Genomic DNA, 21,273 nt, shown 5'->3' with positions numbered 1-21,273 from the left:
TAATGACAATTATTTGCATTTACAATGTTAACATTACTTACAAAAGATCCGTCTTATTAAGGGATTAGCTACCCCATCTGCTCCTGATATAGTTCACCGCGCTCTGCGTCTGCGGCTCGTTCAGGAAGTTTTCGCGGAATAAAATGGTGCCGCCGATCTGCGGTAGAGACTCGTTCAGGTCGATCTGTTTTTTCAGCTCCGGCACGCCGCCGCTGACCATCCAGTCCGGCTCGTTCTTCGAAGGCATACCCACCTTGTAGAGCGCAACGCCAATATAAAGCCGCGTATTCGTCGGCTTAACTACGTCGGCCCACCATTTTGCCAGCACGTCGTAGCGGGCCGCGTCGCGAGAGAAGGGCCAGTAAATTTGCGGGGCGATGTAGTCCAAAAGACCTTCCTGCACCCAGCGGCGGGTGTCGGCATATGACTCATCGTAGGCCGCCGCGCCGCGCGTATCGGAACCCGCCGCATCGTGAGAACGGTTACGCCAGACGCCAGCCGGGCTAACGCCAAACTCAACGTCAGGCTTTAACTGTTTGATAGTATGGGAAACCTGCGCGATAAGCTGCTGGGTGTTGTGCCGCCGCCAGTCCGCTTTGGTGCTAAAGCCCTGGCCGTACGTTTTGTACGTCTGGCTGTCGTTGAGCGTTAAGCCCGGGGATTCGGTATAGAAATAATCGTCAAACTGCACGCCGTCGATTTGGTAGTTAGTGACCACTTCCGACACGATGCTGGTTATCCAGTCACGCACTTCGGGAATGCCGGGGTCTAATACATAGCGGTCGCCGGAGGTGCGTACCCAGTCGCGGTGCAGCACAAACACGCTTGGCGGCGTGAGCGACAGCGTGCGGTTTAGCTCCGCAACGGTAGATGATTTGGTGTTAACGGAGATACGATAAGGGTTAAACCAGGCGTGAACCTTTATGCCGCGCTTGTGCGACTCATCAATCATAAACTGCAGCGGATCGTAGCCCGGATCCTCGCCGATTTTGCCGGTAAGCATATCTGACCACGGCAGTATTTTGGACGCCCAAAGCGCGGTACCGTCCGGCTTAACCTGGAAGAAAACGGTATTAATGCCGAGGCTTTTTAGCTTATCCAGCTTTGCCGTCAGCGCCTGCTGCTGCTGGCTGATGCGCGCAGAATTGCTCAAAACACCGTTAACGGACGATACCGGCGGCCAGTCGAGACGGGAAACGGTCGCAAGCCAGACGCCGCGCATTTCCTCCTGCCGTTCGTGACCCGGCAAAGGTTTTTTCACGCCGTGGGGGAGTGGGGTGACCAAAGACACGGGCGGCTTAGAGGAGCAGCTGGCAAGCAAAAGCACCGAGGCAACAAACATGCCGGACTTTTTCAGTTTGGCTGCAAAGAGAAAGCGACGAGAGCGGCTGATGATGAACTCCAATTTCCGTAAGACGCTTAAGTGTGCGACATTTTCGTCTGATTCGTCCGGCGGTTCAATTGCTATAGTTGAATTCATTATTTGGCATGGGGTTATTTATGACAGAAGCGAAAGATGAGCTGCTGGCGCTGGTTTGCAGTCTGGAAAGCAGACTGCATAAAAGAGCGACGCGCAACAACGTGCAGCAGGTAGAAACTTTGCTGCACGAAGAATTCGAAGAGATCGGGCGTTCTGGCCAACGCTACGACAAAGCCCAAACCCTGGCAGATTTGGCGGAAGAAGAAAACGATCTCGACATTGAAGCCGCAGATTTTCAGTTGGTCGTGCTTTCTGAAAACACGATGCTGCTGACGTACAAAACGGTGCAGCGCGACGACGCGGGGGATATGCGTAAAAGAACGCTGCGTTCGTCAATCTGGCAAAAATCAGCGAGCAGTGGATGTTGGCAACTGAGGTTTCATCAAGGGACGCCGGTTGGTGGTAAATGAGAACGCGTTAAAAGTCATGGAGATGGGAGGGAGGGACGGCATTAGCCTGAGGACAGTGATTAGGTTTGTGTTGGGATATTCAATTTAACATAATATACATTATGCGCACCTAAGTTACAGAGGCTAGATTGAGATGTCTGCCTTGGGCAAAGATGTCCCTCACGTAGACTCGCCGTCCAGGGATGCTGATTTTCACATTGGATGAAGTTTATCGGCTCAAGATAATTCAGGGTGTCATCGACCGGCGTCTGATAACGCGGACGGCAGCTCGGAGGCTCGGCATCTCCGATCGTCAGTGCCGCCGTCTGCTTGCGCGTTATCGTGAAAATGGACCGCTTGGCATGACCAGCCGTCGTCGCGGTAAATCCAGCAACAACCAGTTGCCCCAGGGACTGGCCGCACACGCGCTGAATATTATTGAACGCTATAACGATTTCGGCCCGACACTGGCCTGTGAAAAACTGCCTGAAGTTCACGGCGTTCATCTTTCGAAAGAAACTGTGCGTAAGCTGATGACTCAGGCCACTCTGTGGGTGCCGCGTAAGATGGGCATAAAGAGCTCCGGCTTAATGGCGTATCCCTTCCCTATTCCACCTATGACAAGCTTTCTAAAATCGACCAGGTTGCCATTGTGGACAACAAACGTCTTGGGCGGGCACTGGAAATGGCGCAGCTGGTACAGGTCGAACCTTCGCCGATGGGGTGATCCAGCCCGTCAGGCCGGAGTGCTTCCTGCTGCTTATTAGCAGGAAGCCGCTATGTTTATCAGGCTATGAAACTCTGATGACCAGTTTGCCTACGTGCTGCCCCTTTACCAGGTCAGCCAGCGCTGTTTTTGCCTCATCGAATGCGTAACCAGGTTGTGGCGTTTCGCGTTCAACCATTTTCCAGCTGTCGAGGCCGTTCATATCACCCAGTACATAGGCTTTCATCTTGATTTCCTTAATTTCTTTGACGGGACTTAGCTGAAGAAACGCGCTGACGATGCGGTGATCCTATCAATCAGCTTATGCTGACGTAATGCATCTTCGAAGGTTGTCGCCTCTTCTGAACCTGTCGCCTTATCCCGGGCATAGGCGGCGTAGAGATAAGCCACGTCCTGCGAGCTTGCATCAAGGTGGGAAACAGGGAGACAGGCGTACTCAGCGGGGACGGGCAACGTTTCAAAGGTTTCGATGCCACTGCGCATGATGGCAATGGTGTTATCGTCTTACCATCGCTGAGCATGCGACGAGTCCCTTCCTGCTGGGATACCGCATTTCAATGGATGAGCATTATGACGATGGGTTGCGCATCGATGATTCTCTGCAGTTGGTCGACCGCCTTATCGATGAGGGCATTGATTATCTTCACGTATCGCTCGCTAACGCGCTTGAAGCCCGGCCCGTTAATGCGCCAAATGGACCCAAGGTCATCGAACTCGCTCGCGATCGTCTTGCCGGGCGCATCCCTCTGATAGTTGCTGGACAGCTCCGCACGCCAAAGCAGGCCGAGGAAGCGGTTAAAACGGGCGTATCCCTGGCGGCAGTAGGTCAGGGAATCGTTATGAACCCGGACTGGGTTAAGTTTGTGCAGGGTAAAGCGGAAGGTGAAATCGCGGTCGACATTAGCGCGTCTGACGTGGAGCAACTTGCCATACCCGATAAACTATGGCGCGTAATTGAAGCAACTACCGGCTGGTTCAACGTTCGGTAGATTTATCTCATTAGCCCGAAATTTAGCGCTATGTCTCTTACCCCCCTTATTTTAGCCGGGATATGTGGCTTAGATTTTTTCCTGACGGGCGTATAAGTAGATAGAAAATAAGAAATATGCAAGGGAGCACAGGATGCTCCCTTTATTTCACCTGAGTATCAGCGAATCACGAACCGATATTCCACAGGCGGCAGCTTCTGCCGCTCAGGCATAAACGTCAATGTATGTCTGCCGGGTCGCCTTAACGTCCTGCACCTTATTCGCGTCGCCTTTGTGCTTGTTCTGCGCCTCTTCCGCCTGCTTGCGCATCAGCTCAGTCAGCCTTTGCTGAAGCATTTCAAGCTTATCCTTAAGCAGCTTTTGTTCCTCTTTCGACATGCCCGCAGCATTGTCTTTTATGTATTTCACGAGGTCTGAAATCTCCTGCGTGACCTCTTTTATTTGCGCGGCGATATCGTCCCCCGCGCCCGATTTTTGCGTGGCTGCCGTTGTGGCCTGTGTAAATGCTGCTGCATCCAGAATCATATTTATCTCCTTGATTAATAGAACCTCTCCTTATCCATCGGTTCTACTCACAAAAGCATAAATCGCTTTCTGCGCGCGAAATAAAGCGCTACCAATATTGGTAGCTGTTCGAAAGCACAGAAGTAAAACGCGCAGAATATCCGTTGATACCCTGCGTGTTATAACCGCCTGTTTTCGCTATTCCTAAAAACAAATCTGCTATTCATTCCCGGTGGAATCTTTATTTAGAACACCGCCGTGCCCCCTATTTGCCCCAACCCCATACAGAATTATCTTAGATAACTCCCTATTTTTAAATGTTACAAACCACAAAGTAATTTTACATTTCCTTGCATTCTGCTCTGATAATTAAAAACAAAGGAAGTTTTTCTATGGTTAATCCAAAAATTACCCTTCTGGCTACATCCCTGTTTCTGGTCGCCTGCGGCGGTGGTGGTGGCGGTGGCGGCGGAAACGACTCCCCTTCACAGCCTTCAACGCCTGCGCCGTCAACGGGCGGCGATAACGGAACGGTGACGCCGCCGACCGCAGAAGTAAGCCCGCCGGCAAGTAAAGCGACCATGGGCACGATCTCCGGCTACACCTACGTCAACCCGATGGGCACCGAGTACAAGCTGCGCCAGAGCGGGATTATCGTCACCGGGCAGACCAACTGGATCCTGGGCAAAGGCTCCACCTCCTGGTGCTGCGGCAAAATGAGCTACACCACCTACGGCACCTGGGTTTCCCCGGATAACGACGATCGCGCGGTGTTCTACACCGGCGAGCCAACCGCGACGGCCAACGTGCCAACCCAGGGCACGGCGACCTACGTTGGCGAAGGCATGCGCGGCATGGAACGCAGCGCCGCCAGCTTCAACGTCGACTTTGGCGCTAAGTCGATTAACGGCAATATCGACGGCTCGGACAAGTTCGGCTCCGCCATCGCCATGCAGGGTAAAATCGTCGACGGCGGCTTCACGGGCGCGGCGCAGTCCGGCGGCCAGGACGGCACCTTCGTCGGCCACTTTAACGGCCCTGCCGCTCAGGAGCTGGGCGGCATCGCCGAGTTTGCCGACACGTCAAAAAGCGCCTCCTTCGGCGCGACGGCACAGCAGTAGGCCGCCGGAGCCACCCTTACCGGTGGCCCTATAAGAGATAGCGATTCAACATAATAAGACTGATAAATGGAATTTTTGCGCCCTTCTACCACAGCATTCTTGCTTTGCGCTGCCGCCTTTTCGGCGCTTGCGGTACCGCCTGAAACCAACATTATCCCGGCGGCTCCGGGGTTAAACAGCATTGAGCCCACCAGCAGGCAGCCCGCGCGTTCCGGCGAGCAGGATAAACGCATCACCAACGACATGCTGGCCAAAGATCCCCAGCTTGCCGAGGCGTTGCTCAACCAGGCGGTAGAAGACGAAAACTGGCCGCTGGTCGGTGAAATTCTGCCGGTTTACGAGGCGAGCGGGAAAACCGACGCCACGCTTGTGCTTTACGCGAACGCCGGGCTTGCACGTAGCCGGGGCGACTATCGGCAGGCCATTTCGGCCTACAGAAAACTGCTGGCCGATAACCCTGACTTTGTGCGCGTGCGGCTGGATCTGGCGCGGGCGCTGTACGAAGACCGGCAGTATGAGGCCTCGCGCTATAACTTCGAGAAGGCGCGCAGTGAAAACCCGCCGCCGGAAGTGCAGCATAATATCGACAGATATCTGGATTTAATGAACGCGCGCGGCGGCTGGACCGGCAGCGTTAACCTGAGCTATCTCAACGACAGCAATATCAATAACGCCTCGAGTGATAAATACATTTATATCGGCGACAAGGTGTTTATCCGCAATAAGGACGCTTACCCAAAACGCGGCGAAGGCTTCTATTTTGGCGGCACCGCCCAGCGTGATATCAATATTAAAGACAACCACGGCCTGCGCTTTAAGGCTACGGTCAACGGTAAATCCTACTGGAATAACCACGATTACGACGACATTACCACCCGCGCCTATCTGGGCTATCTGTGGCAGGACCACCAGCAGCAGCTGGCAATATTGCCCTTCTATGAAAAGCGCTGGTACGGCACGGAGGCCTATACGTCGGGCGCGGGTATTCGCGGCGAGTACAGCTATTTGCTGGCTGCGGACTGGCAGACCAGCAACGCGCTGGAATATCAGCAGGTGAATTATGACGACGAGGCGTACAAATATCTGCGCGGGCACAACACGCTGGCCTCAACTACCCTCGCCCACGCGGTCAACTCCCGGCTTTCCGTTTTTGTTGGCGCAGACCTTGGCGAGCAGCAAACCCAGGCCCGGAGCGAAACGAACCGGCGCATCGGCGGGCGTTTAGGCTTTGAATCTGCCCTGCCGTACGGCGTTTCGCTGGCCGCCATGGTTGCCCGCACCCATAAAAGCTACGACGAGAAAAACGATATTTTCCAGGTGAAGCGTAGAGACGATGAAACGACGTGGATAGCGTCGCTCTGGCACCGCGAGATCTATTTCTTCGACGTGATGCCGAAAATCAACTTCATCTATAAGCAGCTCGACAGCAATATCGATTTCTACAGCTACGACCAGCGCAGCGTGTTTCTGACCTTCGACAAGCGTTTCTGAACCGCCCCTAAATATAACTGCGATGAATGATTGGCCCGAGCCATCGGGCTTAACTTGAGCCACATCAATCCCTGAGGATGCTCCCTTACTATAATCGTCACACAATTTTATTCAGGCTTTTCATTTCATCATGTTATTGTTTTTTAGGGTAATTATTGCCGCGCTTTTTATTGCCTCTCCGCTTGCGGCCTTCTCCTCTCCCGTCCCGGCCACCTTAACCACCGCCTGGCCGGTAAATACCGGCCCGATAAATCCCCATCTTTACACGCCGAATCAAATGTATGCCCAAAGCATGGTGTATGAGCCGCTGGTGAAGTATCAGGCCGACGGCAGCGTCATACCCTGGCTTGCCAAAAGCTGGACGCACTCGAAGGACGGCAAAACCTGGCGGTTTACCCTGCGCGATGACGTCGTGTTTTCTAACGGCGAGCCGTTCAACGCCGGGGCCGCGCGGGCAAACTTTAACGCCGTGCTGGCAAACCGTGAGCGCCACAGCTGGCTTGAGCTGGTGAATCAAATTGATGACGTGCAGGCGCCGGACGACCACACTCTGCAAATCACGCTCAAGAGCGCCTATTACCCCTTTTTGCAGGAGCTTGCCCTGCCTCGCCCGTTCCGCTTTATCGCCCCTTCGCAGTTTAAGAACGGCGGCACCAAAGACGGCATTCTTAAGCCCGTCGGCACCGGCCCTTGGGTATTGCAGTCGTCGCGCATGAATCAGGACGATGTTCTGGTGCGTAACGACCGCTACTGGGGGCCGAAACCGGCGCTTGAGAAGATTGTCGTGAAGATTATTCCCGACCCGCACGGCCGCGCCGTGGCCTTTGAAACGGGCGACGTCGATTTGCTCTACGGTGACGAAGGCCTGCTGCCGCTCGATACCTTCCAGCGTTTTAGCCAAAACCCGCAGTACCGCAGCCAGCTTTCCGCCCCGGTTGAAACGGTGATGCTGGCGCTTAACTCCACGCGTGCGCCGACGAACGAGCTGGCGGTGCGCGAGGCGCTGAACTACGCGGTCGATAAAAAAACCATGATCGCCACCGCGCTCTACGGCACGCAGCAGGTGGCCGATACCCTGTTTGCCCCTTCCGTGCCCTACGCCGATATCGGCCTCAAGCCGCGCGCCTACGATCCTAAGCGTGCCAACGACCTGCTTGAAAAAGCCGGCTGGCAGCTGCCCGCGGGCAGGAAAATCCGTGAAAAGAACGGCCAGCCGCTGCACGTTGAGCTGGCCTACATCGGCACGGACGCGCAGAGCAAATCGATGGCGGAAATTATTCAGGCCAATCTGCGCCAGGCGGGCGTGGACGTGCAGCTCGTCGGGGAAGAGGAAAGCAGTATTTATGCCCGCCAGCGCGACGGGCGTTTTGGCATGATCTTCAACCGGACGTGGGGCGCGCCCTACGATCCCCACGCTTTTATGAGCTCGATGCGCGTGCCGTCCCACGCCGACTATCAGGCGCAGCTTGGCCTGGCGGATAAAAAGCGGATTGACGAGGAAATAGGCCAGGTGCTGGCGGCGCAGGATGAAACGGCGCGCCGGGCACTCTATAAAGATATTCTTACCCGTCTACACAACGACGCGGTCTACCTGCCGCTGAGCTACGTTTCGCTGATGACGGTTTCCCGCCCCGGCCTTGGCGAAATACCCTTTGCGCCAATGGCCTCTGAAATCCCCTTCGAGCGGATTCACCCGGTAGCGCAGCCATGATGTGGCGCTACATCCTGCACCGGCTTGCGCTGCTTATCCCGATGCTGCTCGCCGCCTCGCTGCTGTTCTTCCTGTTTCTGCACCTCGGCGTCGGCGATCCGGCGATGGATTACCTGCGCCTGTCGGGCGTACCGCCTACCCCGGAAATGCTTGCTTCGACGCGGGAACTGCTCGGCCTTAACGATCCGCTTCCGCTCCAGTACTGGCGCTGGCTGGCTAACGCCGTTCGCCTGGACTTCGGCGTTTCTTACGCCACGCAGCGCCCGGTGCTGGACGACCTTCTGCATTTCCTGCCCGCCACGCTGCGGCTGGCCGGGCTGGCGCTGGTGATGATTATCGCCGTTTCCGTGCCGCTGGGGGTGTGGGCCGCGCGCCATCGTAACGGCCTGCCCGACAATCTGGTTCGGCTGTTCGCGTTTATCGGCGTGTCGATGCCCAACTTCTGGCTGGCGTTTTTAATGGTGATGCTGTTTTCCGTGCACCTGAACTGGCTACCCGCTATGGGCTACGGCGGCTGGCGCTATATGCTGATGCCCGCCGTTTCTATCGCCCTGATGTCCCTTGCGATTAACGCCCGCCTGCTGCGCGCCAGCATGCTCGAGGTTGCCGGGCAGCGCCACGTGACGTGGGCGCGGTTGCGCGGGCTGAACGCCGGGCAGACCGAGCGCCGTCACGTGCTGTATAACGCCGCCGTTCCGCTGACTACCGCCCTTGGCATGCACATCGGCGAGCTTATCGGCGGCACGCTGATCATCGAAAGCATTTTTGCCTGGCCGGGCGTGGGCCGCTATGCGGTGACCGCCATCTTCAACCGCGACTACCCGGTCATTCAATGCTTCACGCTGCTGATGGTCGGCGTGTTTGTGCTCTGCAATCTGGTGGTCGACATTCTTAACGCCTGGCTCGACCCCCGGGTGCGTGGCCATGAGGGAACGACGCAATGAATCTCACAGGATTAAGCCTGCCGGTGCGCCTGGCGCTGGCCGTTATCGCTTTGCTGTTGTTCATCACGCTGACCGGCCACTGGTGGCTGCCGTTCGACCCTACGGTTATCGATCTGCCCCAGCGCCTCCAGCCGCCCGACGCGCTGCACCTGCTGGGCACCGATCATCTGGGGCGCGATATATTCAGCCGTCTGCTCGCCGCCACGCGGGTCTCGCTCGGCGCGGTGACGCTGTGCCTCGTCCTCGTCATGCTGACCGGGCTTATCGTCGGCGGCGCGGCGGGGTTATTGGGCGGGCGCATCGACCGCTTTCTGATGCGCGTGACCGAGCTGTTTATGACCTTCCCGACGCTGATTCTCTCCTTCTTTATGGTGGCGGTGCTGGGCAGCGGCATGACCAACGTCATCATCGCCATCGCGCTCTCCCACTGGGCGTGGTACGCGCGTATCGTGCGCAGCTTTGTCATCCAGCTGCGCCACCGCGAGTTTGTGCTGGCGGCGAAGCTTGCCGGTGCCGGGCGCGTGCGCATTTTCTGCGAGCATATTGCCGGTGCCGTGTTTCCCTCCCTGCTGGTGCTGGCGACGCTCGATATCGGCCACATGATGCTGCACATCGCCGGAATGTCCTTCCTGGGACTGGGCGTGGCGGCGCCAACGCCCGAATGGGGGATCATGATTAACGACGCGCGCCAGTACATCTGGACGCAGCCATTGCAGATGCTGTGGCCGGGCCTTGCGCTGTTTGTCAGCGTGATGGCCTTTAACCTGGTGGGCGACGCGCTGCGCGACCATCTCGACCCTACGCTTGTGAAGGAGCACGGACACTGATGAGCAGCCGGTTTTCAATTCAAAACCTCAGCGTTCGCGCGGACAGCCCGCTGGTAGATGATGTGTCGCTGACGCTGCAACGCGGCCGCGTGCTGGCTTTAGTCGGCAGCAGCGGGAGCGGCAAATCCATGACCTGCAGCGCGGCGTTAGACGTATTGCCGCCCGGCGTGCGGCGCGTCAGCGGCCACGTTGAGCTGGACGGGGTGAGGATGACGGGCGCAGAGCTGCGCGGGCGCAAGGTTGCCACCATCATGCAGAACCCGCGCAGCGCGTTTAATCCGCTGCACTCCATGCGCAGCCACGCGCTGGAAACCTGCAAAGCAATCGGTAAAAGGGTGAACGACGCGCAGATTATTGCCGCGCTGCACGACGTCGGCCTGGAAGACGCGCAGCGCGTGCTGGGCCTGTATCCGTTTGAGATGAGCGGCGGCATGCTCCAACGGGTGATGATCGCCCTTGCGCTGCTCGGTGACGCCCCGTGGATATTTGCCGACGAGCCAACGACCGATCTCGACATGCCGAGCCAGGCCCTCGTCCTCGACCTGCTGGAGCAAATCATCGCCCGGCGCGCGCCCGGCATGCTGCTGGTCACCCATGATATGGGCGTGGTGGCAAGGCTTGCCGACGAGGTGGCGGTGATGCACGAGGGGAAAATCATCGAGCGCGGGTCGGTTGACGATCTCTTTTACCGTCCGTGCCATCCCGTTGCACGCGGCCTGGTTGCGGCCCACCTGTCGCTTTACGGCCTGGAGCTGAGCCAATGAGCCTGTTCGACGTAAAAAACGTTTCGCATCACTACGCCTCCTGCGGCATGACCGGCAAAACGATTGTCCGCCCCGTGCTGAGCGATATCTCATTAACGCTCGAGGCCGGTGAAACGCTGGCCCTGCTCGGCAAAAGCGGCTGTGGAAAAAGCACCCTTGCCCGCCTGCTGACCGGCCTGGAAAAACCGGCGCGGGGACAGGTGCTGTATCAGGGGGAAGATATGCATCGCCTGTCGCGCAAAGCGGCTAAGGCCTTTCGCCAGGACGTGCAGATGGTGTTTCAGGACGCGGTCAGCGCCGTGAACCCGCGTAAAACCGTCGACGCCATTCTCCGCGAGCCGCTGCGTCACCTCACCGGGCTGGGGGAAGCTCTGCAGACCGAGCGAATCGGCCAGGCGCTGCGCGACGTGGAGCTGGACGAAGGCTACCTCACAAAGTCGCCGCTGCAGCTAAGCGGCGGCCAGCTGCAGCGCGTGTGCCTTGCGCGCGCGCTGGTCGTGCAGCCGCGTCTTATCGTTCTCGATGAGTCCGTGTCGAATCTCGATCTGGTGCTCCAGGCGCGGGTGATTGCCCTGCTGCAAAAGCTGCGCGACGAGCTGAACGTCGCGTTCCTGTTTATCACCCACGATCTGCGGCTGGTGAAGCGCTTCTGCCAAAGAGTGGTGATAATGGACGGCGGGAGGATCGTCGAATCGCAGGCCGTTTGTGACGGTGTAACTTTTTCAACGCCCGCCGGTATCGCTCTGCAACAGGCGGTGCTGCCCGCTTACCCTTCGCGCCGCCGGTAACGGGTAAAAAAATGCCTGCCGGACGGCAGGCATGGAAGCTTAGCGAAGGAATGCCTCAAGGGCATCCAAATCGGCGGAGCCGAGCAGCGCAACGGCCTCGTCTTTTACCTCATCGGGAAGATTGTAGATGTCCAGCTTCAGAATCCGGCCTCTCTGCGCTTCCGGGAAGCGGTACTTGATGATGCGCGCCGGGTTGCCGCCAACCACGGCGTACGGCGGCACATCCTTCGTGACCACGCTGCCTGCGGCAATCACCGCGCCTTCACCGACGGTAACGCCCGGCATAATCATGCAGCGCATTCCCAGCCAGCAGGCGTCATGCAGAACCGTATCGCCGCGCGGCAGATAGCTGCTTTTTAGCGTCTGCTCGAACGGATACAGGCTGATGAAATCGATGCGGTGGTTATGGTTGCCGCCCATCAGGATCACCGCTTCGGCGGCGATGCAAACGTAGTCGCCGATAATCAGCTTATCGACGTGGCCCAGCGGCTCCCAGTCCCGGCTTACCGCGTCCCCCATCAGGTAACGCACGACGGACTTTTCAAAGCCCGCGTCCCAGCAGTCGCTGTAGTAGCTGTGGGTGCCTTTGATAACGATATTCGGATTGCTCACCGTCAGGTGCAGATATTCGACCTGCGACCAATGTTTTTCTTTCATGACTTTTCCTTAATAAGTGCAAAGCCACGGAACGATTGATTCGTGGCAGTAATTACTCGTTCAGATAATTACCGCGTCTTGCGATGCGCGGGTGCAGCATCAGCGGGTTTAAGCACATGGCCTACTCCTTGCTCTTCTTGCCCTGCCAGTTAGCCCACGGGCTGTCAGCGGGGATCTCTTCTTTAGCAACCTCGCCGTCCTCAAGGGAATCGAGATACAGTTCTTCGACTTCCTTACGCGCCCACGGCGTGCGGCGCAGGAATTTCAGGCTGGACTTAATGCTCGGATCGCTCTTAAAACAGTTGATGTTGATACGCTTGCCCAGTTCAGCCCACCCGTACCTGTCGACCAGCGCATTCAGTAACGCTTCAAGGGTGACGCCGTGGAGGGGATCTTTAGAGGGATGCGTAGTCATGTTTTATCCTGCGATGCTTAAGAAATTGCGCACACCATACTGGCTCTAAAAGCCATGTGCAATAAGCGGGTTAATCCAGCTCGCAAACCATTTCCATGCAGCGCAGGCTGGTGCCCGCAAGCGACGAGGGATACATCGCCTCCGCTATCACCCTGAAGCCGTTTCTTTCATAGAACGCGCAGGCGTTTGGCGTGGAGGAAAGCGTGAGCTGGGTAAACCCGCGCTTTTTAGCCTCTTCTTTAATAGACGCCAGGATAGCGCTTGCCATGCCCCGGCCCAGAAATTCCGGCAGCGTGAACACGGTTTCAACCGAACCAGACGTGAGATCCAGAAAACCGGTTGAGGCAGGCGTGCCGCTGGCGGGGTCGTCCACCACAAAGAACGGGTTAGCCACTAACACCTGCGGAAACTTTATCGGCATCTCGTCGGGCGTCCATGCGGCTATCACCCGCGCGTCGTAGCTTTCGCGGCAGCCGTGCCTTATTGCCAGATTACGGATCTTCCACAGCGCCTGCGCCTCTGTGGGTAATGCCAGCCGGGTCTGCATGATTTTCACCTCTCATTGGGTATTCCTTAAACTGAGCGAAATCAAACTATTCTGCAACACATTCACCGCGTTATTGATTCGGGGGTGAAACAGGCTTAGGGTAACAGGCATTAAAAACCACCCGGTCTAAATCCTGATGACAGACGCCACCACGATCAAACCCCGCCGGGGCCGCCCGCCGAAAACCGACCGAGCGTTTACCGACACCCGCGAGGCGCTGATCCGCGCGGGCGTGGTCATGGTGACCGAAAACGGCTTTCTGGGCGCGGGCATCGACAACATTGTCAAAACCATCGGCGTGCCGAAAGGCTCGTTCTACCACTACTTCAAAAACAAAGAGGCCTTTGGCCTGGCGGTGCTGGAAGCCTATCAGCGCTACTTTGCCCAGAAGCTCGACAGGCACCTGCTGCAGGTCGATCTGTCACCCCTTGCGCGCATCGACGATTTTGTCCGCTCGGCGGGCATCGGCATGGCGCGGTTTAACTTCACGCGCGGCTGCCTGGTGGGCAATTTGCTTCAGGAATCCCCGCTGCTGCCGGACACCTTTGGCGACGTGCTGAAAAGCATCCTCGCCGACTGGCAGGCCCGCATCGCCCGCTGCCTGGAGGAAGCCAAAGCCGCGGGGGAAATCACCGATTCACGCCCGCCCGCCGAGCTTGCCATGACCTTCTGGACGGGCTGGGAAGGCGCGGTAATGCGCGCCAAGCTCTTTCACAGCACCGAGCCTCTTGATGACTTCTGGGCCTTTTTCAAACGCGCCCTGCGCCCGAACACCTGATAATTCCCTTTTCCGATTAACGAGGATAAAAAATGAAAGCGATCGTACTTGAGCAAGTTGACGGCAAAACCCTGGCCCACGTGCAGCAAACCGACCTGCCCGCCGCCGCGCCCGGCGAGGTGCGGGTCGATATCGACTGGTCGAGCCTGAACTATAAAGACGCGTTGGCGATTACCGGCAAAGGCAAAATTATCCGTAACTTCCCGATGGTGCCGGGGATTGATTTTGCAGGCCGCGTAAACCGCAGCGACGATCCGCGTTTTAGCGCGGGCCAGGAGGTGGTATTAACCGGCTGGGGCGTGGGTGAAAACCACTGGGGCGGCCTTGCGGAACAGGCTCAGGTGAAAGGCGACTGGCTGGTGCCGCTGCCGGCGGGCTTGACCGCTCGTCAGGCGATGATCGTGGGAACCGCAGGCCTGACGGCGATGCTCTGCGTGCTGGCGCTTGAAGAAGCGGGCGTGGTGCCTGCAAGCGGTGAAGTGGTGGTGACCGGCGCAAGCGGCGGCGTGGGCAGTACGGCGGTGGCTTTGCTGAGCGCGCTTGGCTATCAGGTGGCGGCGGTGACAGGCCGTGAAAGCACCCATGACTATCTGCGCAAGCTGGGCGCATCGCGCATCGTGCCGCGCGGCGAATTTGCGGATACGCGTCCGCTGGAAAAACAAATCTGGGCGGGCGCGGTCGATACCGTTGGCGGCACCGTGCTGGCGAAACTGCTGGCGCAAACAAACTACTCCGGCTGCGTTGCGGCCTGTGGCCTGGCGGGCGGTTTCGACCTGCCAACCACCGTCATGCCGTTTATCCTGCGCAACGTGCGCCTGCAGGGCGTGGATTCCGTCAGCGCCCCGCTCGCTCTCCGCACTCAGGCCTGGGAACGCCTGGCAAACGCGCTGCCGGACAGCTTCTATGAGTCCGCCGCCACCGAAATCACGCTGGAAGAAGCGCCGGAAGTCGCAGAAGCATTTCTGAATAACGCAGTCCAGGGACGTACGCTGGTTAAAATTCGCTAATGCACAAAGGACGGTTTATGAAAACGGCACCATTCCTCGCGGTTACGCTCGCCCTACTGAGCGGCAGTACGCTTGCGGCCGGGGCAAAAGTCCCCGCGCCCATCGAGGCGCTGCAAAAGCAGGGGTTCGAGCTTAAGGGCGAATTCAAGGGGCCGGGCGCTCTGCCGGGCTACGTCATGCAGTATCAGGGCCAGGGCACGACCGTGTTTCTTACCCCGGACGGGCAACACGCCATCATGGGCAATCTGGTTGATGCGGCGGGCAAAAACCTCAGCGATGAGCAGGTCGAAAAGTGGGTCTACGCCCCGATGGCTAAAGAGATGTGGCAGAAGCTTGAGAAAAAACGCTGGATAGCGGCAGGTAAAGCCGACGCGCCGCATATCGTTTACGCCTTCGCCGACCCCTACTGCCCGTACTGCACGCAGTTCTGGCAAAAGGCGCAGCCGTGGCTGGCGTCCGGCAAGGTGCAGCTGCGCGTGCTGATGGTCGGCATGCTGCGCCCGGACAGCGGCCAGAAAGCGGCGGCGATCATGATGGCGAAAGACCCGGCTAAAACCCTCGCGGAGTATGAGAACAGCCTCGGCAAGATGGCGCTGAAGGCACCGAAAACCATCACGCCGGAAATAGCCGAAGCGCTGAAAAACAACCTCGCGCTGATGGACGAGCTGGGGGGCAACGCCACGCCGTCCATTTATTACCTGAATAAAGACGGTCGTCTTCAGCAGCACCAGGGCATGCCGGACGAAGAAACGATGCAGGTGATTATGGGCGACAGGCCTTGATGTGAACCACGGCGGCGGATGGCACTGCTTTTATCCGCCCTACGGGCATCCTGCAACATCTGCATTCTTTGTAGGGTGGATAAGCGATTAGCGCCATCCACCGTGAATCACATCACCAGCAGCGGCTTGCACCTGCGCCCCGGCGCGGCAAACGCCCGCAGCGCTTCCTGCCAGTCTTCTATCCCGAATAAATCCACATCGGGCAACGCGCTTGCCGCAAGCATTTCCCACAGCTCGCTAAACCACCGCTGCCAGGCCTGCGTCGGCGTGACGGCCAGCGTATCGCGCAGATGGAAGCGCTGCGGCTTCACCGCGCCGCCCGCCATCTGATACATCTCGCCGCTCAGCAGGCCGTAGGAGACAAAATCCGCTGCTGGCCGCAGGTGTTTTAACAGCGCGGTCGCAAGGCTCCCGCCCACCGCGTCAAAGACGATATCCGCCCTGCTTGCCGCCGTCCGCAGCCCCGCCTCATCATGCATGCTAACGCAACTATCCGGCACGTTGTTCTTCCCCATCGTCCGATACACGCCCGTCACCGCCGCCGCGCCCTGCCGTTTCGCCCACTGCGCCAGCAGCCCCGCGCACGATGAGCCAGCGGCCGTTAGCAAGACGCGTTTCCCCCGCACCGGCCATTTGCTCAGCATCACGTATGCCGCCAGCGGATTGATATAGCCGCGCGCGGCGAGCCGGTCGGCAACGCTATCCGGCACCGGAACGGCAAGCTGCGGATCGCAGTCCAACCAGCGCTGCCAGGTGCCATCCCTGCGCAGCGGCAAAACGCGCCTGCCGATGAGCGCCGGGCTATCGGCCTCCCTCACCACGCCCACGCCTTCGTAACCGGCCACGCGCGGCGGCGTCACCCGGTGGCGATAGGCGCCGGTAATGGGGATCAGATCGGAAGGATTAACCGGAGCGTAGAGCATCTGCACGCGGAGCGTGCCGGGGAGGCGCGGCGGAAGTAACGCATGTTCGAGGGAGAGCACCCGTTCGGGCTGGCCAAAATCGCGAAACCAGAGGGCGGTGTTATTCATGGAGGAAATGCCTGTCATTCGAAATGACAGGCACTATAGCACGCGAAACTAGCAGTAGCGGCCTACGGCCGCGCGCATCCCCTGAGCCTGAATCCGCTCAAGCTCGTCGGCAACCTGTTCCACCAGGCCCGGCACCTGCGTCAGATCCTGCTCCCAGTGGGCGCTGTCGCCCAGCACGGTGCGAACCAGCTGCCGGGTGTCGATTTGCCTGTCGGCGAGGTCCGCCCACAGCTGGCGGTAGCGCTCGAGCCAGTGTTCGTCATCCTGCAGCGGATAGCTTTCACCGTTACGCTCGCCCTTATAGAAAGCGATCAGCGCGGCAAGCGCGAAGGTCAGGCGCGGCGGCAGCTTGCCCGTTGCCTCAAGCCCGGCCAGCAGCTGCGGCAGAATGCGCGTGCGGAACTTGGTCATGCCGTTCAGGGCGATGGACAGCAGCTGGTGCTGAATGTACGGGTTCTGGAAACGGCTGGTCACCGCTTCGGCAAACGACAGCAGCTCGTCGCGCGGCAGATCCAGCACCGGGATGATCTCGTCGGCGATGGTCTTTTCGACGAAGCGACACACTTCCGCGTCGTTCATCGCTTCACCCACGGTGTTCAGACCGGCAAGCCAGGCGACCGGCACCAGCGCGGTGTGCGCGCCGTTCAGGATGGCGACCTTGCGCGCTTTGTACGGCTTGATGTCGTCGACGATAAGCACGTTGAGCGGGTATTTGTCCAGGCGCAACGCGTTGGCAAGCCAGGCCGGGCCTTGGATCACAAACAGGTAGAAGTGCTCGGCGGTGTCGAGGAAGGCGTCTTTATAGCCAAGCTGTTCTTCGATGGCGGCGGCCTCATCGCGCGGATAGCCGGTCACGATGCGGTCAACCAGCGTCGAGCAGAAGGTATTCGAATCGTGCAGCCACTGCGTAAAGGCCGCTGGCAGCGCCCATTCCTGCGCGTAGCGCAGCACCAGCTCCTGTAGCGCCTCGCCGTTATAGTCGATCAGTTCGCAGGGCACGATGACCCAGCCTTTATCCGCCGCGCCGTCGAAGTGGCTGAAGCGTTCAAACAGCAGACGGGTCAGTTTTGCCGGGTAGCTTACCGCAGGCGCGTCTTCAAACCTGTCGCCGGCGTGGTAGCTGATGCCCGCTTCGGTGGTGTTGGAGAACACAAAGCGGATATCCGGATTGTGGGCGAGCTGTAAAAACGCATCGTAATCGTGATAGACGTTGATTTCGCGGTTAACGGAGCGAATCAGGCGCGCGTCGCTGACGGCTTCGCCCTGCTCGTTCAGGCCACGGATCACCGTGGTGTACAGCCCATCCTGGGTAGATAACGACGGCGGGAAGGCGCTGTCGATCGGGCGGACGATAACCACGCCCGCGTTAAGATCCGTATGTTCATTCAGTAAATCTACCTGCCAGTCGATAAAGGCGCGTAAAAAGTTACCTTCACCAAACTGGATGATGCGATCGGGATAAGAGGCTCCGGGAAAATCATGACGATTAAGCGTTTTCACAATGTTGTTCCTTGGCGAGAATCGGATGAACGACCAGAAATATCCCGTTCAAACTAGCAGAACTCGCCGCAGTGAAACCCCGTTTTGATCAATGAAAGTTGTTATACCAATTAATTTAAAGATGCTTGTAGTAAAAGGTCGTTGAACAGAATGAACCCTCAGGCATAAGCGCGTATTTCGGGAGTTCGCCGACCCTTATCCAGCCCATATTTTGGTAGAACAACTCGGCGTCGCTGCCGGTTGCGGTGTCCAGCACCAGCACGTTTTTGCCCGCCGCCAGCGCCACGTCGTCAAGCATGTTCATCAGGCGCTGGGCGATACCCCTGCGGCGCGCCCGCGGGTGGACTAATAGCTTTGCCACGTCCGCGCGGTGGGGCTGGTTTTCCGGCTGGTCGGTCAGGAGCTGGACGGTGCCGAGAATCTGCTGATTTTCATCTTCCGCGACAAGCACGACCCGTTCGCCTTCGGCCACGCTGCGGGCAACGTTTTGCCAGAAGCGGCTCGCCTTTTCGTCGGATAAAGGATGCATAAAGCTGACGGAAGCGCCGCCCGCCACGCAGTCGATAAGCACTTCGTTAAGTTCAGGGAGGCGGGAGGCTATTTCAGAGGAGGAAAGCGCGCGAACAGGCAGATCGGTCATCTTATTGATTCCATAGCACGGGTGTGCTGAATAATCTGGATGAACCGGCCTGGCGCGTCAATATCGCGCGCCATAGGAATTGCTTATATTTTAACGAACGGCGTTAACCTTTTCTTTCAGAGAATCGAGCAGCGCATAGCGTTTGCGATATTCCGAACGTTTCTTGCTGGCAATGTCGCTTAATTCTTTTTGCGGTAATGAAAGCGGCAGGCTGAAAAGATGCCCGTCATATTTTTCTCCGCTGATTGACGTCCAGAATTCGTTATAGCTGGCGTGGAAGTGCTTGCTTTTACTCAGGCGATAGCGCAGGCCGCGAAATACGTGTCCGCTGTCGCTGACGCCGTAAATTTTATTAATTCCCTGGCGCGCCGCCATTTGCCAAAGCGTTTCCATCAGCAGACGTTTAGGGAAAAGCCCATAGCACGCCTTGGTCGCCTCTTTAATGACCTCATGCGACACGCTGCGGTGCGCGCCCTGCAGCCCGCCGATGACAATCTGCCGTTCGTCCGCGTGGCCGGTCACGCAGAAAGTCAGCGCTGCGAGCTGCGTAGACCCGGCGTGCAGCCAAAGGGTACACTCGCCTTCTCGCTCCGCGCCCAGCGCGGTGCTGGCGCTGACCGTAAAGCATTCTTCGTTCTTGCCTTCTAGCCTGAACAGCGGCGTTTGCTCCGGGGACGTCAGCGCTATGGCAAGCGTCCGGCTTTCCAGGCTATCAATAAATTCATAGTGGTTGAGGATGGCGTCAACGCGGCTGCGGGCGCTCATGCCGAGGTGCAGATAGTGGCGATGGATCTTGCTCGGTAAGGTTTTCTGCGCCGCCAGCAGCGAGGAAAAATAACGGCTGCGGGTCATTGCGTTAAAGAAACGCAGCGTCTGGCGAGGGGCAATCAGGCTGCGCAGGCAGAATTTTGCACGGTAGGACTTTTCCCGCCAAATATCGCCTGGCGTCAGGTTACCGTTTATTAATGCCATGATAGTCGTCAGACCTGCGTTATTTCTTTGCAGCGTCTCGTGTTGATCAAAAACGGTCATGTTGCCCCTCGACTTTACCGCGCCAGCCCACAAAACGTGGAGTAGATAGCGAGCAGTGTATTAAGGGGAACTTATACGGAAATGCAACGATACGCCGAAAAGTAAAAACGGGCTGTTTTCGGCGCGTCGGGAAGCGTGGGGTAAATTAGCGATGGGCGGTTTTTTTACGCGCCTTTTTCATCTTACACATTTCGCTGTCGGCATATTCGATCAGCGCTTCGGGGGTTTCATGCACCCGCTCGTTAAATTCGGCTATGCCCACGGTGAACCCCAGCTTCCAGGGTTTATCTGATCCGCGATTATATTCCTCGACCTGCTCTTTGAGGTACTCCAGGGCGATATAAGCCCCCTGCTCGGGCGTGTCCGGGAATATCACCACAAATTCATCGCTGCCCCGGCGGGAGAGCAAATCAGTCTCGCGAAACGACGCCTTCAGCAGTTCTGCAAAGGCGACCAGCGCTTCATCGCCCGCCGGCTGGCCCCACGTATCGTTAATCTGCTTGAAATCATCCAGATCGATACAGGCGAGGCTCAGCGGCTCCGCCCTGCGCAGGCTTGCCACCAGCGAATACTGGGCCAGCGCTCGGAAGCCACGGCGGTTAAACAGGCCGGTCAGCTCATCGGCGTTTGCGGCATCCAGCACGGCAAACTCATCTTCCGCAATGGCGGCAAGATCTTTAAGCCCCTGCATGTCGTAGGCCGAAAACTCGCGCGGCCGGTGGTCAATCAGGCAAAACAAACCCGCCGCGGTACCGTCAGGTAATTTCAGCGGATAGCCGGCGTAAAAGCATATGTGCGGGTGCCCGGTAACAAGGGGATTATCAAAGAATCGAGGGTCGTTAAGCGCATCCTGAATAATCGTGGGCTCAGGTTCAAGCAGCGCATGGGCACTGAAAGAAGTATTGCGGGCCAGGGCCTCGTCGAAGGTGGTCCCCGCGCAAGACTTAAGCCACAGGCGGTCTTCATCCACCAGGCTAATCCAGGCAATCGGCACGTCGAAAATGCGCTTCGCCAGGCGAGTCAGCCTGTCGAAACGTTCGCCCTGCCCGGCGCCTAAAATGCCGGAGGCGCGCAGCGCGCGTAATCGTCGTTCTTCATCGGGAGGAAATCCGGGAAATTTCATCGGCTAACCTTTTTTATATGTGAGTT

At 58.0% G+C, this 21,273-nt stretch carries 24 protein-coding genes and 1 pseudogene; 13 read left to right on the top strand and 12 right to left on the bottom strand.

The window, feature by feature from the left end; all coding sequences use genetic code 11:
* Positions 1-64: 64 nt before the first annotated feature.
* A complete protein-coding gene (locus ACSPHG_RS11980) occupies positions 65-1,342 on the bottom strand; it encodes a glycoside hydrolase family 10-like protein (protein WP_435953710.1) in 1,278 nt (425 codons plus the stop codon).
* A 158-nt stretch (positions 1,343-1,500) separates the two neighbouring features.
* Here ACSPHG_RS11980 and ACSPHG_RS11975 point away from each other — a divergent pair, with 158 nt between their 5' ends.
* Positions 1,501-1,890: a nuclear transport factor 2 family protein gene (locus ACSPHG_RS11975; protein WP_435953709.1), complete on the top strand. Its 390-nt coding sequence runs from the start codon at positions 1,501-1,503 to the stop codon at positions 1,888-1,890.
* A 182-nt stretch (positions 1,891-2,072) separates the two neighbouring features.
* Positions 2,073-2,435, top strand: a pseudogene (locus ACSPHG_RS11970) (helix-turn-helix domain-containing protein); the annotation flags it as partial.
* Positions 2,436-2,660: 225 nt separating this feature from the next.
* On the opposite strand, the gene ACSPHG_RS11965 reads toward ACSPHG_RS11970, so the two are convergent.
* Positions 2,661-2,822 carry a hypothetical protein gene (locus ACSPHG_RS11965; RefSeq protein WP_435953707.1) on the bottom strand — a complete coding sequence of 54 codons (162 nt, stop codon included), beginning with the start codon at positions 2,820-2,822 and terminating at the stop codon, positions 2,661-2,663.
* Positions 2,823-2,851: 29 nt separating this feature from the next.
* The gene (locus ACSPHG_RS11960) at positions 2,852-3,079 is read right to left on the bottom strand and encodes a hypothetical protein (RefSeq protein ID WP_435953706.1); all 228 of its coding nucleotides are present in this window, start codon (positions 3,077-3,079) and stop codon (positions 2,852-2,854) included.
* A 26-nt stretch (positions 3,080-3,105) separates the two neighbouring features.
* Here ACSPHG_RS11960 and ACSPHG_RS11955 point away from each other — a divergent pair, with 26 nt between their 5' ends.
* Complete coding sequence (locus tag ACSPHG_RS11955) at positions 3,106-3,585, top strand: oxidoreductase (protein ID WP_435956003.1); 480 nt, start codon at positions 3,106-3,108, stop codon at positions 3,583-3,585.
* Between the two features lie 204 nt (positions 3,586-3,789).
* On the opposite strand, the gene ACSPHG_RS11950 is transcribed toward ACSPHG_RS11955, so the two are convergent.
* Entirely contained in the window at positions 3,790-4,110 is a 321-nt protein-coding gene (locus ACSPHG_RS11950) for a FlxA-like family protein (RefSeq protein WP_435953705.1), read from the bottom strand.
* A 371-nt stretch (positions 4,111-4,481) separates the two neighbouring features.
* On the opposite strand from ACSPHG_RS11950, the gene ACSPHG_RS11945 reads away from it, so the two are divergent.
* From ACSPHG_RS11945 to nikE, 7 genes are all read left to right on the top strand, one after another.
* A complete protein-coding gene (locus ACSPHG_RS11945) occupies positions 4,482-5,210 on the top strand; it encodes a Slam-dependent surface lipoprotein (protein ID WP_435953704.1) in 729 nt (242 codons plus the stop codon).
* A gap of 66 nt (positions 5,211-5,276) precedes the next feature.
* Positions 5,277-6,701, top strand: a complete 1,425-nt coding sequence (locus tag ACSPHG_RS11940) for a surface lipoprotein assembly modifier (protein WP_435953703.1) — start codon at positions 5,277-5,279, stop codon at positions 6,699-6,701.
* Between the two features lie 130 nt (positions 6,702-6,831).
* Positions 6,832-8,412 (top strand): nickel ABC transporter substrate-binding protein, encoded by a 1,581-nt coding sequence (gene nikA, locus ACSPHG_RS11935; protein ID WP_435953702.1) that lies wholly within the window; start codon positions 6,832-6,834, stop codon positions 8,410-8,412.
* Entirely contained in the window at positions 8,412-9,356 is a 945-nt protein-coding gene (gene nikB / locus ACSPHG_RS11930) for a nickel ABC transporter permease subunit NikB (protein WP_435956002.1), read from the top strand. The genes nikA and nikB overlap by 1 nt, the downstream gene beginning before the upstream one ends.
* Positions 9,353-10,183 carry a nickel ABC transporter permease subunit NikC gene (gene nikC, locus ACSPHG_RS11925; RefSeq protein WP_435953701.1) on the top strand — a complete coding sequence of 277 codons (831 nt, stop codon included), beginning with the start codon at positions 9,353-9,355 and terminating at the stop codon, positions 10,181-10,183. The genes nikB and nikC overlap by 4 nt, the downstream gene beginning before the upstream one ends.
* A complete protein-coding gene (gene nikD / locus ACSPHG_RS11920) occupies positions 10,183-10,947 on the top strand; it encodes a nickel import ATP-binding protein NikD (RefSeq protein WP_435953700.1) in 765 nt (254 codons plus the stop codon). Before nikC ends, nikD begins: the two co-directional genes overlap by 1 nt.
* Positions 10,944-11,735, top strand: a complete 792-nt coding sequence (gene nikE, locus ACSPHG_RS11915; RefSeq protein ID WP_435953699.1) for a nickel import ATP-binding protein NikE — start codon at positions 10,944-10,946, stop codon at positions 11,733-11,735. The genes nikD and nikE overlap by 4 nt, the downstream gene beginning before the upstream one ends.
* A gap of 39 nt (positions 11,736-11,774) precedes the next feature.
* On the opposite strand, the gene ACSPHG_RS11910 is transcribed toward nikE, so the two are convergent.
* The 3 genes from ACSPHG_RS11910 to ACSPHG_RS11900 form a co-directional block, all read right to left on the bottom strand.
* Positions 11,775-12,392 carry a CatB-related O-acetyltransferase gene (locus tag ACSPHG_RS11910; RefSeq protein WP_435953697.1) on the bottom strand — a complete coding sequence of 206 codons (618 nt, stop codon included), beginning with the start codon at positions 12,390-12,392 and terminating at the stop codon, positions 11,775-11,777.
* A 121-nt stretch (positions 12,393-12,513) separates the two neighbouring features.
* Positions 12,514-12,807 carry a VF530 family protein gene (locus ACSPHG_RS11905; protein WP_435953696.1) on the bottom strand — a complete coding sequence of 98 codons (294 nt, stop codon included), beginning with the start codon at positions 12,805-12,807 and terminating at the stop codon, positions 12,514-12,516.
* A gap of 70 nt (positions 12,808-12,877) precedes the next feature.
* Positions 12,878-13,354, bottom strand: a complete 477-nt coding sequence (locus ACSPHG_RS11900) for a GNAT family N-acetyltransferase (RefSeq protein WP_435953695.1) — start codon at positions 13,352-13,354, stop codon at positions 12,878-12,880.
* 136 nt (positions 13,355-13,490) lie between these two features.
* Between ACSPHG_RS11900 and acuR the strand changes: the two genes are divergently transcribed.
* Genes acuR through dsbG form a run of 3 tightly spaced genes read left to right on the top strand, consistent with a single transcriptional unit; the run spans position 13,491 to position 15,921 of the window.
* Positions 13,491-14,132 (top strand): acrylate utilization transcriptional regulator AcuR, encoded by a 642-nt coding sequence (acuR, locus tag ACSPHG_RS11895; RefSeq protein ID WP_435953694.1) that lies wholly within the window; start codon positions 13,491-13,493, stop codon positions 14,130-14,132.
* Between the two features lie 32 nt (positions 14,133-14,164).
* On the top strand, positions 14,165-15,139 hold the full coding sequence (gene acuI, locus ACSPHG_RS11890; RefSeq protein WP_435953693.1) for an acrylyl-CoA reductase (NADPH): 975 nt from the start codon (positions 14,165-14,167) through the stop codon (positions 15,137-15,139).
* A gap of 17 nt (positions 15,140-15,156) precedes the next feature.
* Entirely contained in the window at positions 15,157-15,921 is a 765-nt protein-coding gene (gene dsbG, locus ACSPHG_RS11885) for a thiol:disulfide interchange protein DsbG (protein ID WP_435953692.1), read from the top strand.
* A 107-nt stretch (positions 15,922-16,028) separates the two neighbouring features.
* Here dsbG and ACSPHG_RS11880 read toward each other — a convergent pair whose 3' ends face one another.
* From ACSPHG_RS11880 to ACSPHG_RS11860, 5 genes are all read right to left on the bottom strand, one after another.
* Positions 16,029-16,952: a zinc-dependent alcohol dehydrogenase family protein gene (locus tag ACSPHG_RS11880; RefSeq protein ID WP_435953691.1), complete on the bottom strand. Its 924-nt coding sequence runs from the start codon at positions 16,950-16,952 to the stop codon at positions 16,029-16,031.
* 48 nt (positions 16,953-17,000) lie between these two features.
* On the bottom strand, positions 17,001-18,452 hold the full coding sequence (locus ACSPHG_RS11875; protein WP_435953690.1) for a tagaturonate reductase: 1,452 nt from the start codon (positions 18,450-18,452) through the stop codon (positions 17,001-17,003).
* A gap of 115 nt (positions 18,453-18,567) precedes the next feature.
* Positions 18,568-19,092, bottom strand: a complete 525-nt coding sequence (locus ACSPHG_RS11870; protein ID WP_435953689.1) for a GNAT family N-acetyltransferase — start codon at positions 19,090-19,092, stop codon at positions 18,568-18,570.
* Between the two features lie 90 nt (positions 19,093-19,182).
* On the bottom strand, positions 19,183-20,124 hold the full coding sequence (locus ACSPHG_RS11865) for a VirK/YbjX family protein (RefSeq protein WP_435953688.1): 942 nt from the start codon (positions 20,122-20,124) through the stop codon (positions 19,183-19,185).
* A gap of 145 nt (positions 20,125-20,269) precedes the next feature.
* Complete coding sequence (locus tag ACSPHG_RS11860; protein WP_435953687.1) at positions 20,270-21,247, bottom strand: GGDEF domain-containing protein; 978 nt, start codon at positions 21,245-21,247, stop codon at positions 20,270-20,272.
* Positions 21,248-21,273: the final 26 nt, after the last annotated feature.

This window comes from Dryocola baronae (genome assembly GCF_051297175.1).
In the GTDB taxonomy this organism is placed as follows: Bacteria; Pseudomonadota; Gammaproteobacteria; order Enterobacterales; family Enterobacteriaceae; genus Dryocola.
Note: the sequence above shows the minus strand (reverse complement) of the source record. Positions and strands in the feature narration are given on the sequence as shown.

What these genes read in the sequence shown, in the direction of transcription:
- ACSPHG_RS11865 (WP_435953688.1), bottom strand. Translation starts at nt 20,124, where the DNA reads ATGACCGTTTTTGATCAACACGAGACGCTGCAAAGAAATAACGCAGGT.
- ACSPHG_RS11940 (WP_435953703.1), top strand. Translation starts at nt 5,277, where the DNA reads ATGGAATTTTTGCGCCCTTCTACCACAGCATTCTTGCTTTGCGCTGCC.
- ACSPHG_RS11905 (WP_435953696.1), bottom strand. Translation starts at nt 12,807, where the DNA reads ATGACTACGCATCCCTCTAAAGATCCCCTCCACGGCGTCACCCTTGAA.
- ACSPHG_RS11960 (WP_435953706.1), bottom strand. Translation starts at nt 3,079, where the DNA reads ATGCGCAGTGGCATCGAAACCTTTGAAACGTTGCCCGTCCCCGCTGAG.
- ACSPHG_RS11870 (WP_435953689.1), bottom strand. Translation starts at nt 19,092, where the DNA reads ATGACCGATCTGCCTGTTCGCGCGCTTTCCTCCTCTGAAATAGCCTCC.
- ACSPHG_RS11950 (WP_435953705.1), bottom strand. Translation starts at nt 4,110, where the DNA reads ATGATTCTGGATGCAGCAGCATTTACACAGGCCACAACGGCAGCCACG.
- ACSPHG_RS11900 (WP_435953695.1), bottom strand. Translation starts at nt 13,354, where the DNA reads ATGCAGACCCGGCTGGCATTACCCACAGAGGCGCAGGCGCTGTGGAAG.
- nikE (WP_435953699.1), top strand. Translation starts at nt 10,944, where the DNA reads ATGAGCCTGTTCGACGTAAAAAACGTTTCGCATCACTACGCCTCCTGC.
- dsbG (WP_435953692.1), top strand. Translation starts at nt 15,157, where the DNA reads ATGAAAACGGCACCATTCCTCGCGGTTACGCTCGCCCTACTGAGCGGC.
- ACSPHG_RS11860 (WP_435953687.1), bottom strand. Translation starts at nt 21,247, where the DNA reads ATGAAATTTCCCGGATTTCCTCCCGATGAAGAACGACGATTACGCGCG.
- ACSPHG_RS11965 (WP_435953707.1), bottom strand. Translation starts at nt 2,822, where the DNA reads ATGAAAGCCTATGTACTGGGTGATATGAACGGCCTCGACAGCTGGAAA.
- ACSPHG_RS11910 (WP_435953697.1), bottom strand. Translation starts at nt 12,392, where the DNA reads ATGAAAGAAAAACATTGGTCGCAGGTCGAATATCTGCACCTGACGGTG.
- ACSPHG_RS11945 (WP_435953704.1), top strand. Translation starts at nt 4,482, where the DNA reads ATGGTTAATCCAAAAATTACCCTTCTGGCTACATCCCTGTTTCTGGTC.
- ACSPHG_RS11880 (WP_435953691.1), bottom strand. Translation starts at nt 16,952, where the DNA reads ATGAATAACACCGCCCTCTGGTTTCGCGATTTTGGCCAGCCCGAACGG.
- nikC (WP_435953701.1), top strand. Translation starts at nt 9,353, where the DNA reads ATGAATCTCACAGGATTAAGCCTGCCGGTGCGCCTGGCGCTGGCCGTT.
- acuR (WP_435953694.1), top strand. Translation starts at nt 13,491, where the DNA reads ATGACAGACGCCACCACGATCAAACCCCGCCGGGGCCGCCCGCCGAAA.
- nikA (WP_435953702.1), top strand. Translation starts at nt 6,832, where the DNA reads ATGTTATTGTTTTTTAGGGTAATTATTGCCGCGCTTTTTATTGCCTCT.
- acuI (WP_435953693.1), top strand. Translation starts at nt 14,165, where the DNA reads ATGAAAGCGATCGTACTTGAGCAAGTTGACGGCAAAACCCTGGCCCAC.
- nikD (WP_435953700.1), top strand. Translation starts at nt 10,183, where the DNA reads ATGAGCAGCCGGTTTTCAATTCAAAACCTCAGCGTTCGCGCGGACAGC.
- nikB (WP_435956002.1), top strand. Translation starts at nt 8,412, where the DNA reads ATGTGGCGCTACATCCTGCACCGGCTTGCGCTGCTTATCCCGATGCTG.
- ACSPHG_RS11980 (WP_435953710.1), bottom strand. Translation starts at nt 1,342, where the DNA reads ATGTTTGTTGCCTCGGTGCTTTTGCTTGCCAGCTGCTCCTCTAAGCCG.
- ACSPHG_RS11975 (WP_435953709.1), top strand. Translation starts at nt 1,501, where the DNA reads ATGACAGAAGCGAAAGATGAGCTGCTGGCGCTGGTTTGCAGTCTGGAA.